Origin of the sequence: Pseudodesulfovibrio sp. JC047, from assembly GCF_010468615.1 — a bacterium.
Classification (GTDB): domain Bacteria; phylum Desulfobacterota; class Desulfovibrionia; order Desulfovibrionales; family Desulfovibrionaceae; genus Pseudodesulfovibrio.
In genome coordinates, this window is sequence record NZ_WUEH01000011.1 from 103,654 (window position 1) to 117,494 (window position 13,841).

Consider the following 13,841-nt stretch of genomic DNA (forward strand, 5'->3'; position numbering starts at 1 on the left):
AATGATAACTACTATGGAGGTATCGAGTATGGACAAGTGGGAATGCCCCTGCGGGTACGTGTATGATCCGGCGGAAGGTGACGCTGAGAACAATATCGCCATCGGCACGAAATTCGAAGATTTGCCGGACGATTGGACCTGTCCGGAATGTGGTGCCGAAAAGGAATATTTCGAAAAACTCTAGCCTCGGCACACACTGCTTGCAATCTATCGCCAAGAGCGTATAGTTGAATCAGTCAAAGGAGTGTTTTCAGGTAACGCCCTACAAACCGTATGATTCTGTGAATCGGACAGTGTTTCCAGGCAACCTTCAAGTAAACTTCATCCTTTGGTAGAGGCCCGGATTTCGGTAACCTCCCTACAAATGCTTCGAACGAAAGCCCCCGATTTTCGGGGGCTTTATTTTTGGGGAAAGGCTGTCGTGAAAACTTTGCTGGTGGGAGAGCGAAGAGATGGTCAGTTGAGGCATTTCAACACGCGTGTGCAGATCAGACCGGCGACGAGCCACACGATGACGCCGGTCAGGCCGACGGAGCCTCCAAGCAGTGGATGGGCGGCTGGGACAAGCAGTATCCAGATACCATACCCTTGGGCATTGACCGCGCCGTGAATGAATCCCGCGAGCAGGGATGACTCGTAGTGCAGGGTCATTTCATTGAGAAACAGGCCGAACGCGAAACAGAGAAGGCACATCATGAGGATACCGGCCACGGGGTATCCCGGATAGTTGAATCCGGCCAGAATCAGCGGGGCGTGCCAGAGCCCCCAGAGCAGGCCGAGGAGTGGATAGGCGTATCGTTTCCCTAGTGGCATGAGTCGAGGGAGCAGAAAGCCCCGCCAGCCAATTTCTTCCCCCAAGCCAAAAAAGAGGTTGAGGAAAGGGCCGACCACAATGGACATGGGCAGTATGACGTGAAGCAGTGAATCCATGGTCACGCCATCGGCGTTTTGAGAGAGGGGCGGCGTGAAGTCGCCATATCCCAATGCCCAAGTGAGAAGATACATCCCGGCGAAAAGTAGTGGAACAAGGATGATGGTCAGGAAATAGGCCCCCAAGGATGTTCCGATACGCAGCCGTAAAGTTTCCCGCAGCGCGCTGAATGATTTTCGTTCGATACCGGTGACCAACAGGGCAGCGAGTCCGGGAATCCACATGATCCCCATGAGCCAGAGCGCGGGACCGGACAGGGAATCCAGGGTGTCAAAGCGCATTCCGTTGGCGATGAGTGTGGCTTCAATGGTCCATGTCGCGCCAAAAGTCAGCACTAGAAATGCCAAAAGCGAGGGCAGTCGATGGGTGTCAGGATGTTTTTTCATAGGATTCAATCAGGGAAAAATACCGCGAGCGGCATGTGTTTTCGATGGTGAGCAGCTTTTCAAACGGCTCCTTGAAATCGCGAGTTCCAGCCGTGAACAGTCCGTGCCCGTGGACAATGGCCGCGCCGGAAGATGCCATGGCCGGGGGCAGGGTGTTGCAGAGTCCGGTCGGCCCGGTGCCAACCTCGCCCGGGACAATGGGAATGCCGTCAACTGATCGGCATTCCGGGCATTTGATATGACATTCGCCCCGATGCGGGCAGTCGGTTTTGTCGCAGCTCATGGACATGATGACTGTGAATTTCGGGTGCCCGTGCAGGATGCAGTCGAAATCTGATCGCCGGTAGACATCCTCATGGGCCGAGAGTTCCGACGATGCGGTCAGTCCGGTGGTGGCACTGCCGTCCATGGGACAGGGGTCAATGCAGCCTTCAAGCATATCCAGAGAACTGCCGGTTTGCGAGATGAAAAGCGTGGTGTCGAGGCGGGCTGAGATATTGCCGAAAAAGGAATCAACCAAGCCGTATCCCACCACATGCCGACCGCTTTCGGCCATGGCGGCGAGGGCGGTATCTTCATCGGGAAATGGTCCGGGCATCAGGTTCGGCAAGGTCGTGTGAGGGTGTGGCAGAGAGCCTACAGCCGTCGCAAAAGCGTCTCGGTATTCGTCATCAAGCGTTCCGGCGCGCAATTGGTTCAAATAGTCGGAAAAGAACAAGACAAAGCAGGCGAAGATCGTTGAGGAATAAAAGACAAACCCTTGTTCCGGGCTGACGGTCCCGCACGAGATGATGCCGTGACCGGGGATGATGACTGCCTTGCGTTTCTTGAGGCTGGTGGTCATGGCCGAGGCGGAAAATTCGCGACAGATCGGAATGTCATGGAGAAAGGTCCGGGTTTCCGTGTCTTCCGGTCGAATGGCCTGTTGAGTGCGATTGGCCAGAAAGTCGAGGATGGTCGCATAGGGTTCGGCTGGCTTGGAAAAGACCAGTGAATTGATGGACAGGGTCTCGAAGAGTTTTGCGAATTCATCGGTGCGAGGGTCTTGTCGGTTCCAGACCAATTCGGCGTCAAGCCCGCCGATGAGCGGGGCATTGGGCGGCGTCAGTCCTTGCGTGACCAATTTGGTCGCGTACATGTCGCAGAGTTGTTTCATCGATCAAGCCCCAGTCGGCGAGTGGTGTCTGGAGTTGGCAGGCCATTTTCGTCCAAGCCTCTGATACGATAGTATCTGGACCGGGCTGTATAAAATTCATCACGGTTCAGAGGCGGGATGGCAATGCCCCGTCCCGAGGTCCCGTGGTCCGTAAAGAAACGGGCTGGCAGATCGTCGTCTGTGGCTGAGAATCCGTGTGCCGCATTCATGATTCGTTCATTGTAGATGATTCGCTCGCCGATTTCCAACAAGTCCTGTCCTGAGAAGGAAACGCCAGTGACCGCGATGAACGCCTTGGTGTATTCTTCCAGACTGGCAGCTAGAAAGGTGTATCGGCAGGCGGTCAGGGAATCCACCACCGCATTCAGGTCTTCGGCGAGTTTGATGATGCGCGCCTTGCCATTGAAAGAAAATCGATCCGTGGCAACGGGTTTTCGGAGAATTTCGTGACTCAGAGCATTGGCCCGTGAATGACAGCCCCCCCGGGTATTGGTGGCATAGGCCAGGGCCATACCATAGGCTCCGCGTGGGTCATAGGCCGGGAGCTCCATCCCTTTGACGGACATGGACCATTCCGGGTGCCCATGCGCCTTGGCATATCGTCGTGACCCCTGTCCCAATGCGTGATCGTGGGCCATGGCCGAGATCGTGTCCAAGAGTGTGGTTGATGAGAAATCTTCGCCAGTGTGTTCCCTGAAACAAGCTAAAGTTGCTCCGGTAGATATCGGGTCCAGCCCGAGCTGGCCGCAGAGGGTGTGGGCGGAAAGCGCCAGTTCTTTGTCTGGATTGTCGATCAGGGCGGTGAAGTGTGCCATGGCTTCATAGTCCGGCATGGTGCGGCCGTTTCGAGCGATTTTCTTGCAGCGAATATGACACCCGCTGCACCCGTGAGATGTTGGGGTAAAAGCCGAGTGAAATGCAACCACGTTGCAGCGACGGGCGTGGGGCCAGCGAGTTTTTTGGAAATTGTCGGTCGGCATCATGTTCCGGGAGTCCATGAGATCAAACAGCGCACCAGTTCCCCATTCGGAAAATCCATGCTGGCCCATCAGGACCGGAGAGGCTGCGGTCAGTCGCATGATGTCTGTGCGGGTCTCATCAAGAGCGTGTGGATCATGCACCGGGACTTCCCCCGTGCCGTGGACCGTGAGATATTTGAGATGCTTGGTTGCCCATATCAGTCCGAGGCCGCCACGTGCCGCAGCGTGATGACGATCGATGACGATGGAGGCCAGTCGGGAGCCGTTTTCCGCTGCCGGGCCAATGCAGGCCATGGCTCTGTGGTGTTTCTGGGAGGATTCGAGGTGGGCGAATACCTCGTCTATTGGTGTGCCCCACAGGGGCGTGGGCACGATACGGACATCGGCATCCGAGATTTCGATACCGCAGGGGGTGTCACTGTGTCCGGTAATGATCAGCCCGTCATACCCGGCGTGTTTCAAGTGCGTGGCCAGGGTACCTCCGACCGAACAATCGCAGATGGCACCTGTCAGGGGCGAGCGGGACATGATGGTGCCACGGCCCGATGTTGGGGCAGCTGTGCCGGTCAGTGGGCCGGTGAAAATGAGGAGAGGTAATGCCGGATCAGTCCAGTGCCGGGTGGCGTGCGGGGCCAGAAAGTGCCCGGCCATGCCTCGACCGCCAAGATAAGTGCGGTATATCTCGGTGTCCGGATGCTCAAGCGAGACCGTTTGAGTGGTCAAATTGATATGCAGGACGGTGCCTGTCCAGCCGAAAGGTGTCTTCATGGCGAGAGAATTTCATGAACCGTTTGAAAAGGCAACCGGGTCGGCGTCTTGACCCCGTCAATGAAATGGGTATTCTTGATCGCCGGAGGACCCATGGCCGAAAAGAAGATAGATAAAGCCCGTCGAAATTTCCTGTTCGGGGCAGTACGTCGATTCAAAAACGAAGACCCGGATCAGATCGAAGCCTCGACCGCTGAGTGTGTGGATTTGATCAAGCAGGCCAATGCCCTGTATGTGGACGGTGACTTCGAAGCCGCGCGCGATGCGTATCGGGACTGTCTCAAATCCGACCAGAACGACGCGGATATTCGCTATCGACTGGGGGTGTGTCAGTACCGGGTCGGTAAATATCGGCAAGCCAAGTTGGAATTTGAACGGACACTGCGCATTGACCGGACTTATCAGGACGCGTTTTTGTATCTGGGGTTGACGCTGGTTCGACTCGGAAAACCGGAAAAGGCTCCGGCATTGTGGTCACAGTATTTCAACATCAAGGCTGTGGTCGTGCAACGCGAATTGAATTTACAGATCGGTTTATTGGAAAATGGGGAATCCGATCCTGCTGACACCATTGCCGAGGCCGTGGAAAAGGCCATTGAGCAAGCTGGTTCTGCGGTGGGATAAAAGAGGATGCGATTGGCGTTCGCCGTCTTTTCCGAACGATCGAATATTTGAAGGAAAGCTCAGAATCACGTGGTGGTCCTGAGCTTTCTTCATACTTAACGTGTCGTGTGATGGTCCGCTCAAGCGGGTCAGCAGTTTCCTTTGACTTTGTCCGTACTTGCCTGTTGCGCGACTTTGGTCATTTGGGCACGAATGTAATTGGCTGCGACATCACCGAGATCGTTGGTGTCGGACGCGGCCAGTCCGTGTTCGTGAAGATCCTTGTCAATTTGTTGTTCCATCCGTTCGGATTCGAGAAACATGATGTAGGCGAGGACCAGTGCGGCATTGTTATTGTCACAGCCGTCACAGAGTAGCTCAATGTTTTCCGGGGCCACGGTTTCAAGCAACCTATCAATGAACATGATGATCCATTTTTCATACAGATCGTGCATGATCGGAGGGATGAGGCCGGCTATTTTTTCTGGAGCGTTGCCTGAAATGCCAGTCACAGCCATGAATTCGTTGAGTGCTTCAAGGCGTCTGTTTTCATCCTGTTCCTCCACCTTGTTTATGATGGTGGCAAAAATATGTTCACGTATTTGTTTTGGCGTCATGCTCATTTGGGAAAAACTCCACTGTTTATCAATCTCATTTCGTCATTCATAACATAGCGTAATGTGCATCTTCGAGCAAGCCGATGAGAAAAATCCGTTTTCTTTTAAACAGAATAGGCGTATTCACATGCCCTATATCAAAATCGAGCTTCAAGGATGCTCCATATGGAATCTCTTATTACCACACTTGTGCCATTTCTCAAGGTCCTGTTCGCTTTTATTCTCATGCTTTTCGGAATGCGGATGAAAATCGGTCTCGGCCTTTCAATTCTCATTGGTGGAATTGTCATGGGGTTCTTGTTTGGTCTCGGTCCGGTCCCCATCGTCAAAACAGGCCTTGTGGCCTTGACGCAGGAGAAATTCCTTTTTTTGCTCGCTATTGTCGGCCTGATTCTCGTGCTGTCTGATGGCATGGAACGGTCGGGCCAATCCCGTCGGCTTATGGGAGCGTTGTCCGGGTTCCTGAAAAGTCCACGGCTGCGATTGCTTTTTTTCCCGGCTCTTATCGGGCTGCTGCCCATGCCGGGCGGGGCGATTTTTTCTGCGCCCATGGTCAAGACTGTGTCCGAAAATATGCGGATCACCAATTCGGATCGGGCGGTCATCAACTATTGGTTCCGACACGTCTGGGAACTGGTTTGGCCCTTGTACCCGGCCATTATTCTGACACTTGGTCTGGCAGATATTCGTATTGTTGATTTGTTGTCCTGCACCTGGCCCGGAACGCCGGTCATGCTGTTGGCGGGGTGGTGGTTTTTCCTGCGCCCCGGCGTGCTGGATACCAGTGAATTGGTGGTCGAAGTCGTGCCGGAAGTCGGCAACAAGAGTGTGGCTCTTCGAGAGGGGATGCCGCTGTTGATCGCCATTGTTGGTGCGGTCAGTCTGGAAAGTCTGATTGATGTGTTTTTCCCGGCCATTCCCTTTGAGTTCGGTGTGATTGCCGCATTGGTGGCCGCAGTCCTTTGCGTGATGGTACAGAATGCGGATTTGGGACCGGGTTTTCTCAAGGAAGTGGTCAAGAAAAAGAGTCTGTGGTCCATCATTTTTGTCATCATGGCGATTTTCGTGTTCAAGGATATCATGAACGAAGCCGGAGTGGTCACGGAAATGGCCCGAGTGGCTGGTGGTGAGGCCGCTTTGTTTGCGTCCGCCATGTTCCTGCCCTTTTTGGTGGGTATGGTATCCGGTTTGAGCATGGCCTACGTGGGAGCGTCGTTCCCCTTGCTGCTCGGTGTTTTGCAATCTTTGGGAATGCAGGATCAGATGATGCCGTATTTGACATTGGGCATTTTTTCTGGATTGACCGGTGTCATGGCGTCACCTATTCATATCTGTTTTGTCCTCACATGTGAGTATTTTCAGTGTGATATCGGGCGTACCTGGAAGAAAGTTATTGGCCCGAGTATCGTGTTTTTTCTGTCCGGCATTGTTCTTTTCTACTTGTTGAAATAACGCAATAAGATCGTGCGACTTGCTGAATGTTCCTTTTTTCTGTAAACAGCGAGCCTTTGTGGTGGCGTATTTTAAACATGGACGAGGGGGACGATGAATGAGCCAGTACGGTGACATCTTTACTGACGACCTGTTGCTGACGATTTTTCCCGCAGAGCGGACCGATGCCTTTTTCGAGGCGTTGTTTGGTGAAGCGGAAGAGGGAAGTTACGATATTGGACTTGGCTATGTCGGAGAGAATGATTCCGGCCTTGAATTCGAGATGCAACTCAAACAGCGGCCGGGGAAATGTCTGGCGTGTAACCTGACATTTGGGTTGCCGGAAGTTTTTGCCCGTCATCCCATTATCAATATGCAGGGTGTGGCGGATGCCGTTGCCCAGGCCATTGGCCAAAAAACAGCTTCGTGGACCTTGGGCGCAACGCGTCAGGTTTCACGTGAATTGTCAGTTATTCCATTGACGATTCAGCCTGAATAGATTCTTTGTAAAAGATATTGAGAAAGCGGCCCGGAAACCACGGTTTCCGGGCCGTCTTGCGTTTGAGATTAGAGCGTGTCTACCTGCAACGGTTGTCCTTTTTCCGGGGCCAATCGCAGAGAGAGCGCGTCCTTGGAACACGCCTGAACGCACACGCCGCACCCCATGCATGTGTCTTTGCGGATCACGGCGGAATTGGCGTCAAAGCCGATGGCCTTGAATTGGCATTTTTCAGCACACAGTCCACATTTCACACATTGGTCCGCGTTGACATGCGCGATGTACCCGGAGGAACAGAGCATGTTCATGCCGAGTCGTTGGGCTTCCATGGCCCGACAGCAGCAGGAGCAGCAGTTGCAGATGGCGTAGAACCGACCAAGCATGGCGTCCTTGAAGAATGCGTGGGACACATGGCCCCGGGCTTGTTCTGTCTTGATGATGCGAACCGCTTCGTCCTGAGAAATCTCACGAGAGGTGTCGGGATGGTGTTCCAGCATGAATGACACGAGCGGTTCCCCGATCAGGATGCAGACATCGATGGGAGTACACGGATTTTTCATGCTTCGGCGACAGGGGCAATCGATCACCGCGATTTTTTCCGGTGTATTGAGGATGATTTCGCGGGCGCGGGTATACGGGAGCACCTGTTCGGGCACCTCGGTATTGATAGGGCGATTGAGCGTGACGAGCTTGACGGCTTCATTGAGCGGGAGGGCCTTGCCGTGATACGTATCGCTCCAGGTTGGTTTTTTTTGATTCGGATCACCGGTCCGATTGTTCTCGTTTTCCTGAAATGGTGAATGTTTGTTGATGATAAGGACCAGCGGTGCCCATAAAACTCGCCACCAGGGCGCCTTGTCTCCGGCAAGTCCAATATACTGATAAATCCAGCGGCCATACACATACCCGTGGATGAATTCGAAAAGGGAAAGTCCCTGCTCTCGGCAGTTATGATAATAGTCAATGGTGGATTGTTTGACGAAGGGTATTTTCATATGGAGTACAATGGTTGTATGTGCAACTGAATATCTTTAAACTTTACCGACCTGCACGATAAAGTCAACCGGATCGGACACGACTTTCTCGTGTTTTTTTGCTAGGGAAGAGATGATCGGGAAGGAGAAAACCCATGAAGAATGAACAGATGGCGTTGGCTCGGGAGCGAAATAGGCTGGCTATCAGCCGAACGCGGCTTGCCAATAAACGAACCTTTCTCGCGTGGTGTCGGACAGCACTCGCTTTCATGACGTTTGGATTTTTGCTGGAAAAAATCGATGTCTTTCTCACATCGGGGCATCGGTCCATTACAGAATCCGTGCGTGCCGAATTGGGTGTGCTTGGGCAACTGGCGTTCATCGGCGGTCCTGTCTTGATGCTGTTCGCCGGGTGGCGATATTATCGATTGGAAAAGGAACTCGGTCCTTCCGGTACCGGGCTTTTCATTGTCCCGGAAGTGGTCTTGTTTGGCTGTATTCTGTGCGGCGTCCTTGTGTATGTTTTTTGGTAACAGACAGCAGGCCTTGTGTGACGAATGGGCACGAAAAAGGGGAAGTCCGTGTGGACTTCCCCTTTTTTTTTGATGTGTGGTGGAAATTTAGCTTTCCTTGGGCTTTTTTTTCTTGCCTTCTTCGCGATGGCGGGCCAGCGCGGACAATTCCATTTTCCGGAGACGAATGGAAATCGGTGTGACTTCAACCTGTTCGTCATCTTTGATGAAGTTCAGGGCATACTCCAGTGTCATGGGCTTGACCGGAGTCAGGATGACAGCTTCATCCTTGCCGGATGCGCGCATGTTGGTGAGTTTCTTTTCCTTGCTCGCGTTGACGTTGATGTCGTTGTCACGATTGTGCTCACCAATGATCATTCCTTCGTAGACCGGATCGCCGGGAACGATGAAGATGCGGCCACGGGGTTCGAGGTTGAACAGGCCGTAGGCAACGCCTTTGCCCGCACGGTCAGCCACCAGAGAGCCGGTGTAGCGTGAGCTGAATTCACCGCGGTGTTCACCGTATCCCTCCAGATAGGAGTTCATGATGCCGGTGCCTTTGGTGTCGGTCAGGAATTCATCGCGATAGCCGATAAGTGATCGGGAAGGGACGGAAAATTCAAGGCGGACCCGGCCTGTGCCATTGTTGACCATGTTGGTCATGCGGCCTTTGCGGGTCTGAATCTTTTCGGTGACAATGCCCATGAAGTCTTCGTCGCAGTCAACGAACAGGTGTTCGATTGGCTCCATTTTGACGCCGTTTTCTTCTTTGATGATGACTTCGGGACGACCAACAGACAATTCGAATCCTTCACGGCGCATCTGTTCGACCAGAATAGCCATCTGGAATTCACCACGGCCTTTGACCAGATAGGCGTCGCGGCTTTCGGTTTCTTCGACTTGAATCGCCACGTTGAGCAAGGTTTCCTTGTGGAGGCGTTCCTTGATCTTGTTGGTCTGAACGTGCTTGCCTTCCTTGCCTGCCAAGGGAGAGGTATTGATGCCGAAACGCATGGAAACGGTGGGTTCGTCAACCGTGATGCGGGGCAGGGCCTTGGGAGAATTTTTGGTGCAGATGGTGTCACCAATGTGAACGTCTTCAATGCCGGCTACGACAACGATGTCACCGGGTTGGCAGACCTCGGTCGGGACGACTTTCAGGCCATCGTAGGTCTGGAGCTTGGTGACTTTGAGCGGCAGGACTTTGCCTTCGTCAGCCAGACAGATGAGCTGATCATTGGACTGGGCTGCACCGTGGTGGATTTTGCCGATGGCCAGACGACCCAGATAGTCGGAGTAGGAAAGATCAGAGACAAGCATCTGAAACGGTTCGTTCGGATGGTATGTCGGGCCAGGCACTTTTTCGACGATCATATCCAGCAGGATATGCAGGTTTTCACCGCGTTCTTCTGCGGTCTTCATGGCGATGCCGTCACGACCAATGGCGTACAGCAACGGAAAATCGAGTTGCTCTTCGTTGGCGTCCAGATCGATGAAAAGGTCATAGACTTCGTCCAGAACTTCATCGGGCCGGGCGTCCTGACGGTCAACCTTGTTGATGACCACCATGAGGGAAAGACCTTGTTCCAGCGCCTTTTTCAGGACGAAGCGTGTCTGGGGCAGCGGGCCTTCGGAGGCGTCCACCAGCAGAATGGCACCGTCGGCCATGGATAGGGAACGTTCGACCTCGCCACCGAAGTCGGCATGGCCGGGGGTGTCGATGATGTTAATTTTGGTGCCTTTCCAATTCACAGAGCAGTTCTTGGCGGCGATGGTGATGCCACGCTCGCGCTCCAGGTCCATGGAATCCATGATGCGTTCATCCACATCCTGGCCTTCGCGGAAGAGGCCCGACTGTTTGAACATGGCGTCCACCAGGGTGGTTTTGCCGTGGTCAACGTGGGCGATGATGGCGATATTGCGAAGCTCGGTGTTTTGTACTGTGTTGCTCATTGTCTCTCCAATAATATGTAATGGGCGCTCGTAGCGCAGGCTGGGGGTACCCGAATTGTGTGGTGCTGGCAAGGATATATTGCTTCATTGTCCTAAATGGCATTCAAATTCCCGGAAGAATCGGGTAGGTTCGGGGTCCTCAGAACAACCACCCCATGGAGTCCTTATGCCCAAAGAATACAGAATCGAACATGATAGTCTTGGTGAAGTTCAGGTCCTGACGGATGCGTATTATGGCGTTCAGACACAGCGTGCTCTCGAAAACTTCTATATTTCAGGTATTCCCATGTCGCATTATCCGCGACTTATTCAAGCTTTGGCCTATGTCAAACTGGCCGCAGCGGACGCCAACGCCTCGCTCGGGTTGTTGGATGAGGAGAAAAGCCGGGCCATTGCCCGGGCGTGCGAGGAAATTCTTTCCGGCAAGCTGCACGATCAGTTCGTGGTGGACGTGATGCAGGGCGGGGCCGGAACCTCTGCCAACATGAATGCCAATGAAGTCATCTGCAATCGTGCCTTGGAATTTTTGGGATTTGAAAAAGGCGACTACGAGCATTTGCACCCCTTGAATCATGTCAATATGTCACAGTCCACTAATGACGTGTACCCCTCGGCCTTGAATATCGCCTTGATTTTCGAGGTGCGAGAATTGATGGACGCCATGTTGCACCTGAAGAAGGCGTTTGCGGCCAAAGGACGGGAGTTTGCCGACGTGCTCAAGATGGGACGGACTCAGTTGCAGGATGCGGTTCCCATGACGCTGGGGCAGGAGTTCGCAGCTTGGGGGGTGATGGTTGGTGAAGACGTGCAGCGTTTGGATGAGGCCCAACATCTGGTCCACGAGATCAACATGGGTGCGACTGCTATCGGGACTGGATTGAACGCGCATCCTGATTATGCCCGGACCGTGACCGAAAAGCTGGTTGAATACACGACATTGCAGCTTATTTCATCCCCGGACCTTGTGGAAGCGACGCAGGATACGGGTGCCTATGTGCAGTTGTCCGGCGTGCTCAAACGTGTTGCGGTCAAGCTGTCAAAGATTTGTAATGACTTGCGATTGCTGTCCAGCGGTCCCCGATGTGGTTTCAATGAGATCAACCTGCCGCCCATGCAGCCGGGGTCCTCGATTATGCCGGGCAAGGTCAATCCTGTCATTCCTGAAGTGGTCAATCAGGTCGCGTTCGCCGTGGTGGGCAAGGATGTCACCATCTCCATGGCTTCGGAAGCCGGTCAGCTCGAACTGAATGTCATGGAACCAGTGATCGGGTATTCCCTGTTTCAGTCCATGAACATGTTGCAGCGCGCGTGTCACACCTTGGCGGACAAGTGCGTGTCAGGTATTACGGCCAATCGTGAACGGTGTCATGACCTCGTGGCACAATCCATTGGACTGGTCACGGCATTGAATCCCATCATCGGATATGAACGTTCCGCCGAGATCGCCAAGGAGGCCATGAAAACAGGGCGGTCCGTTTATGAAATAGTTTTGGAAAAGGGATACCTGAGTCAGGAAGAAATTACGGACATCCTCAAACCAGAGAACATGGTTAAGCCCCGGTATTACAGGCGTTCTTGAGTCTGCGCTGATGTGAGCATTTTGGCGGTGAAGCGGTTGCGTCTTCGGTGGAAATGACCATTTTCAGATTCGTTGGTATGACGGAGAATGGCCTGTTGTTGCCTTTTCATACGAGTTGCCGTACCTTTCTAGATAAAGTCCAGAGAGCAATTTTTACGATGGATATTGAGGGAGGGGAATATGCGCCACGTCAGGGCACTCTTTGCGGTACTGGTCCTGTTGACCATGGCCGGTTGTGGATCACTCAATCCATTTCCGAAGCATATCTATTCCACCCCGCCCCAAGAGACGGGCCAACCATCCCGGTATGATCCCAAAACCAACCCGTATACGGTGATGGGAAAGACGTATTATCCCTTGAAAACCGCTCAAGGGTATGATGAGGTGGGTCTTGCCTCGTGGTATGGTAAAGATTTTCATGGAAAAAAGACCGCCAATGGACGTATTTACAATATGTATGGAGTGAGTGCGGCTCACAAGATTCTTCCGTTGGGAACCAAGGTCCGAGTCACGAATATGGAGAACAGCCGAAGCGTTGTGCTTGTTATCAATGACCGGGGACCGTTTGTTCATGGCCGAATACTTGACCTGTCATATGGTGCCGCCAAAGCGCTTGGGACAGTGGAACGAGGTGTGGCCAAGGTCCGCATTACCGCAGTCGGGACGCTTCCCGGTGCAACCAGTCGGGTGGCAACATCACCGGCCAGATTGTACCATGTGCGCGTTGGTGCGTTCGCGAATCGGGCAAACGCGGAGCGGGTCCATCGGGATCTTGTGGCAAGCGGATATGGCCATGCGCGGATTCAGACCGTGAATCGGGATGGTCGAATTTTGCATATTGTCCAGGCCGGAACGTTTTCCAGTCGGAAAAATGCCGAACAGGTCCTTGAGAGATTGAAGGATGATTTTCCGACCAGCTATATTATGAGTTAGTCTAGTGTTTAATCTGTATAGCAAAGTATGTATTATCGAAAAAGTTGCGCTATACGGTGCTTTTTGACTTCCCATAACCATTTCGAGCGTGTATAAACCGTCGAAATAAACCGCGTGTCATTAGTTAGACATCAAATAAACCACTTGTAGGAGTTTTTTATGACCAAAGCTGAACTCGTAGCAAAGATTGCTGAAAAGAACGGCACTTCCAAAGCACAGGCTGAAGCTTCCATGAACGCCATTCTCGACATCATCCAGGACGAGCTGGCCGCAGGCAACAAATTGACCTTGACTGGTTTCGGTACTTTCAGCGTCAGCGAAAGAAAAGCCCGGACCGGCCGCAACCCCCGTACTGGTGCCGAGATCAAGATTCCGGCCACCAAGGTTGCTCAGTTCAAGCCTGGCAAGGTCCTCAAGGACGCCGTTAAGTAGCTGCGATCAGAGAGGTATGTAGAAGCCCTTCCGGTGAATTCGGAGGGGCTTTTTCGTGGATGATTTTTGTCCAAAAAAAAGTTCCCC

Annotated in this window: 14 protein-coding genes; 8 read left to right on the forward strand and 6 right to left on the reverse strand. The window is 53.1% G+C overall.

Going from position 1 to position 13,841, the window contains the following annotated elements:
* Positions 1 to 28: 28 nt before the first annotated feature.
* Positions 29 to 184: a rubredoxin gene (locus GO013_RS09210; protein ID WP_163810376.1), complete on the forward strand. Its 156-nt coding sequence runs from the start codon at positions 29 to 31 to the stop codon at positions 182 to 184.
* Between the two features lie 272 nt (positions 185 to 456).
* Here GO013_RS09210 and GO013_RS09215 read toward each other — a convergent pair whose 3' ends face one another.
* The 3 genes from GO013_RS09215 to GO013_RS09225 are packed head-to-tail and all read right to left on the reverse strand — an operon-like array spanning position 457 to position 4,221.
* Entirely contained in the window at positions 457 to 1,317 is an 861-nt protein-coding gene (locus GO013_RS09215; protein ID WP_163810378.1) for a CPBP family glutamic-type intramembrane protease, read from the reverse strand.
* Complete coding sequence (locus tag GO013_RS09220) at positions 1,301 to 2,473, reverse strand: class II aldolase/adducin family protein (protein WP_163810380.1); 1,173 nt, start codon at positions 2,471 to 2,473, stop codon at positions 1,301 to 1,303. The genes GO013_RS09215 and GO013_RS09220 overlap by 17 nt, the downstream gene beginning before the upstream one ends.
* The gene (locus GO013_RS09225) at positions 2,470 to 4,221 is read right to left on the reverse strand and encodes an aldehyde ferredoxin oxidoreductase C-terminal domain-containing protein (RefSeq protein ID WP_163810382.1); all 1,752 of its coding nucleotides are present in this window, start codon (positions 4,219 to 4,221) and stop codon (positions 2,470 to 2,472) included. The genes GO013_RS09220 and GO013_RS09225 overlap by 4 nt, the downstream gene beginning before the upstream one ends.
* A 93-nt stretch (positions 4,222 to 4,314) precedes the next feature.
* On the opposite strand from GO013_RS09225, the gene GO013_RS09230 reads away from it, so the two are divergent.
* Positions 4,315 to 4,845 (forward strand): tetratricopeptide repeat protein, encoded by a 531-nt coding sequence (locus GO013_RS09230; RefSeq protein WP_163810384.1) that lies wholly within the window; start codon positions 4,315 to 4,317, stop codon positions 4,843 to 4,845.
* A 128-nt stretch (positions 4,846 to 4,973) separates the two neighbouring features.
* On the opposite strand, the gene GO013_RS09235 is transcribed toward GO013_RS09230, so the two are convergent.
* Positions 4,974 to 5,447: a hypothetical protein gene (locus tag GO013_RS09235; protein WP_163810386.1), complete on the reverse strand. Its 474-nt coding sequence runs from the start codon at positions 5,445 to 5,447 to the stop codon at positions 4,974 to 4,976.
* Positions 5,448 to 5,606: 159 nt separating this feature from the next.
* On the opposite strand from GO013_RS09235, the gene GO013_RS09240 reads away from it, so the two are divergent.
* Together GO013_RS09240 and GO013_RS09245 are read left to right on the forward strand one after the other, a co-directional pair.
* On the forward strand, positions 5,607 to 6,893 hold the full coding sequence (locus GO013_RS09240) for a DUF401 family protein (protein ID WP_163810388.1): 1,287 nt from the start codon (positions 5,607 to 5,609) through the stop codon (positions 6,891 to 6,893).
* 97 nt (positions 6,894 to 6,990) lie between these two features.
* Complete coding sequence (locus GO013_RS09245) at positions 6,991 to 7,371, forward strand: pancreas/duodenum homeobox protein 1 (protein ID WP_163810390.1); 381 nt, start codon at positions 6,991 to 6,993, stop codon at positions 7,369 to 7,371.
* Between the two features lie 68 nt (positions 7,372 to 7,439).
* Here the strand turns inward: GO013_RS09245 and GO013_RS09250 are convergent, their stop codons facing one another.
* Positions 7,440 to 8,366, reverse strand: coding sequence for a 4Fe-4S binding protein (locus GO013_RS09250; RefSeq protein ID WP_163810392.1), 927 nt, complete (start codon positions 8,364 to 8,366; stop codon positions 7,440 to 7,442).
* 134 nt (positions 8,367 to 8,500) lie between these two features.
* Between GO013_RS09250 and GO013_RS09255 the strand changes: the two genes are divergently transcribed.
* Positions 8,501 to 8,878, forward strand: a complete 378-nt coding sequence (locus tag GO013_RS09255) for a DUF202 domain-containing protein (RefSeq protein WP_163810394.1) — start codon at positions 8,501 to 8,503, stop codon at positions 8,876 to 8,878.
* A gap of 87 nt (positions 8,879 to 8,965) precedes the next feature.
* Here the strand turns inward: GO013_RS09255 and typA are convergent, their stop codons facing one another.
* Positions 8,966 to 10,810, reverse strand: a complete 1,845-nt coding sequence (typA, locus tag GO013_RS09260; protein WP_163810396.1) for a translational GTPase TypA — start codon at positions 10,808 to 10,810, stop codon at positions 8,966 to 8,968.
* Positions 10,811 to 10,976: 166 nt separating this feature from the next.
* Here typA and aspA point away from each other — a divergent pair, with 166 nt between their 5' ends.
* From aspA to GO013_RS09275, 3 genes are all read left to right on the forward strand, one after another.
* The gene (gene aspA / locus GO013_RS09265; RefSeq protein WP_163810398.1) at positions 10,977 to 12,389 is read left to right on the forward strand and encodes an aspartate ammonia-lyase; all 1,413 of its coding nucleotides are present in this window, start codon (positions 10,977 to 10,979) and stop codon (positions 12,387 to 12,389) included.
* A 180-nt stretch (positions 12,390 to 12,569) separates the two neighbouring features.
* Positions 12,570 to 13,322 (forward strand): septal ring lytic transglycosylase RlpA family protein, encoded by a 753-nt coding sequence (locus tag GO013_RS09270; protein ID WP_163810400.1) that lies wholly within the window; start codon positions 12,570 to 12,572, stop codon positions 13,320 to 13,322.
* A 159-nt stretch (positions 13,323 to 13,481) separates the two neighbouring features.
* A complete protein-coding gene (locus GO013_RS09275) occupies positions 13,482 to 13,754 on the forward strand; it encodes an HU family DNA-binding protein (RefSeq protein WP_163810402.1) in 273 nt (90 codons plus the stop codon).
* Positions 13,755 to 13,841 lie beyond the last annotated feature (87 nt).

What these genes read in the sequence shown, in the direction of transcription:
- GO013_RS09210 (WP_163810376.1), top strand. Translation starts at nt 29, where the DNA reads ATGGACAAGTGGGAATGCCCCTGCGGGTACGTGTATGATCCGGCGGAA.
- GO013_RS09215 (WP_163810378.1), bottom strand. Translation starts at nt 1,317, where the DNA reads ATGAAAAAACATCCTGACACCCATCGACTGCCCTCGCTTTTGGCATTT.
- GO013_RS09220 (WP_163810380.1), bottom strand. Translation starts at nt 2,473, where the DNA reads ATGAAACAACTCTGCGACATGTACGCGACCAAATTGGTCACGCAAGGA.
- GO013_RS09225 (WP_163810382.1), bottom strand. Translation starts at nt 4,221, where the DNA reads ATGAAGACACCTTTCGGCTGGACAGGCACCGTCCTGCATATCAATTTG.
- GO013_RS09230 (WP_163810384.1), top strand. Translation starts at nt 4,315, where the DNA reads ATGGCCGAAAAGAAGATAGATAAAGCCCGTCGAAATTTCCTGTTCGGG.
- GO013_RS09235 (WP_163810386.1), bottom strand. Translation starts at nt 5,447, where the DNA reads ATGAGCATGACGCCAAAACAAATACGTGAACATATTTTTGCCACCATC.
- GO013_RS09240 (WP_163810388.1), top strand. Translation starts at nt 5,607, where the DNA reads ATGGAATCTCTTATTACCACACTTGTGCCATTTCTCAAGGTCCTGTTC.
- GO013_RS09245 (WP_163810390.1), top strand. Translation starts at nt 6,991, where the DNA reads ATGAGCCAGTACGGTGACATCTTTACTGACGACCTGTTGCTGACGATT.
- GO013_RS09250 (WP_163810392.1), bottom strand. Translation starts at nt 8,366, where the DNA reads ATGAAAATACCCTTCGTCAAACAATCCACCATTGACTATTATCATAAC.
- GO013_RS09255 (WP_163810394.1), top strand. Translation starts at nt 8,501, where the DNA reads ATGAAGAATGAACAGATGGCGTTGGCTCGGGAGCGAAATAGGCTGGCT.
- typA (WP_163810396.1), bottom strand. Translation starts at nt 10,810, where the DNA reads ATGAGCAACACAGTACAAAACACCGAGCTTCGCAATATCGCCATCATC.
- aspA (WP_163810398.1), top strand. Translation starts at nt 10,977, where the DNA reads ATGCCCAAAGAATACAGAATCGAACATGATAGTCTTGGTGAAGTTCAG.
- GO013_RS09270 (WP_163810400.1), top strand. Translation starts at nt 12,570, where the DNA reads ATGCGCCACGTCAGGGCACTCTTTGCGGTACTGGTCCTGTTGACCATG.
- GO013_RS09275 (WP_163810402.1), top strand. Translation starts at nt 13,482, where the DNA reads ATGACCAAAGCTGAACTCGTAGCAAAGATTGCTGAAAAGAACGGCACT.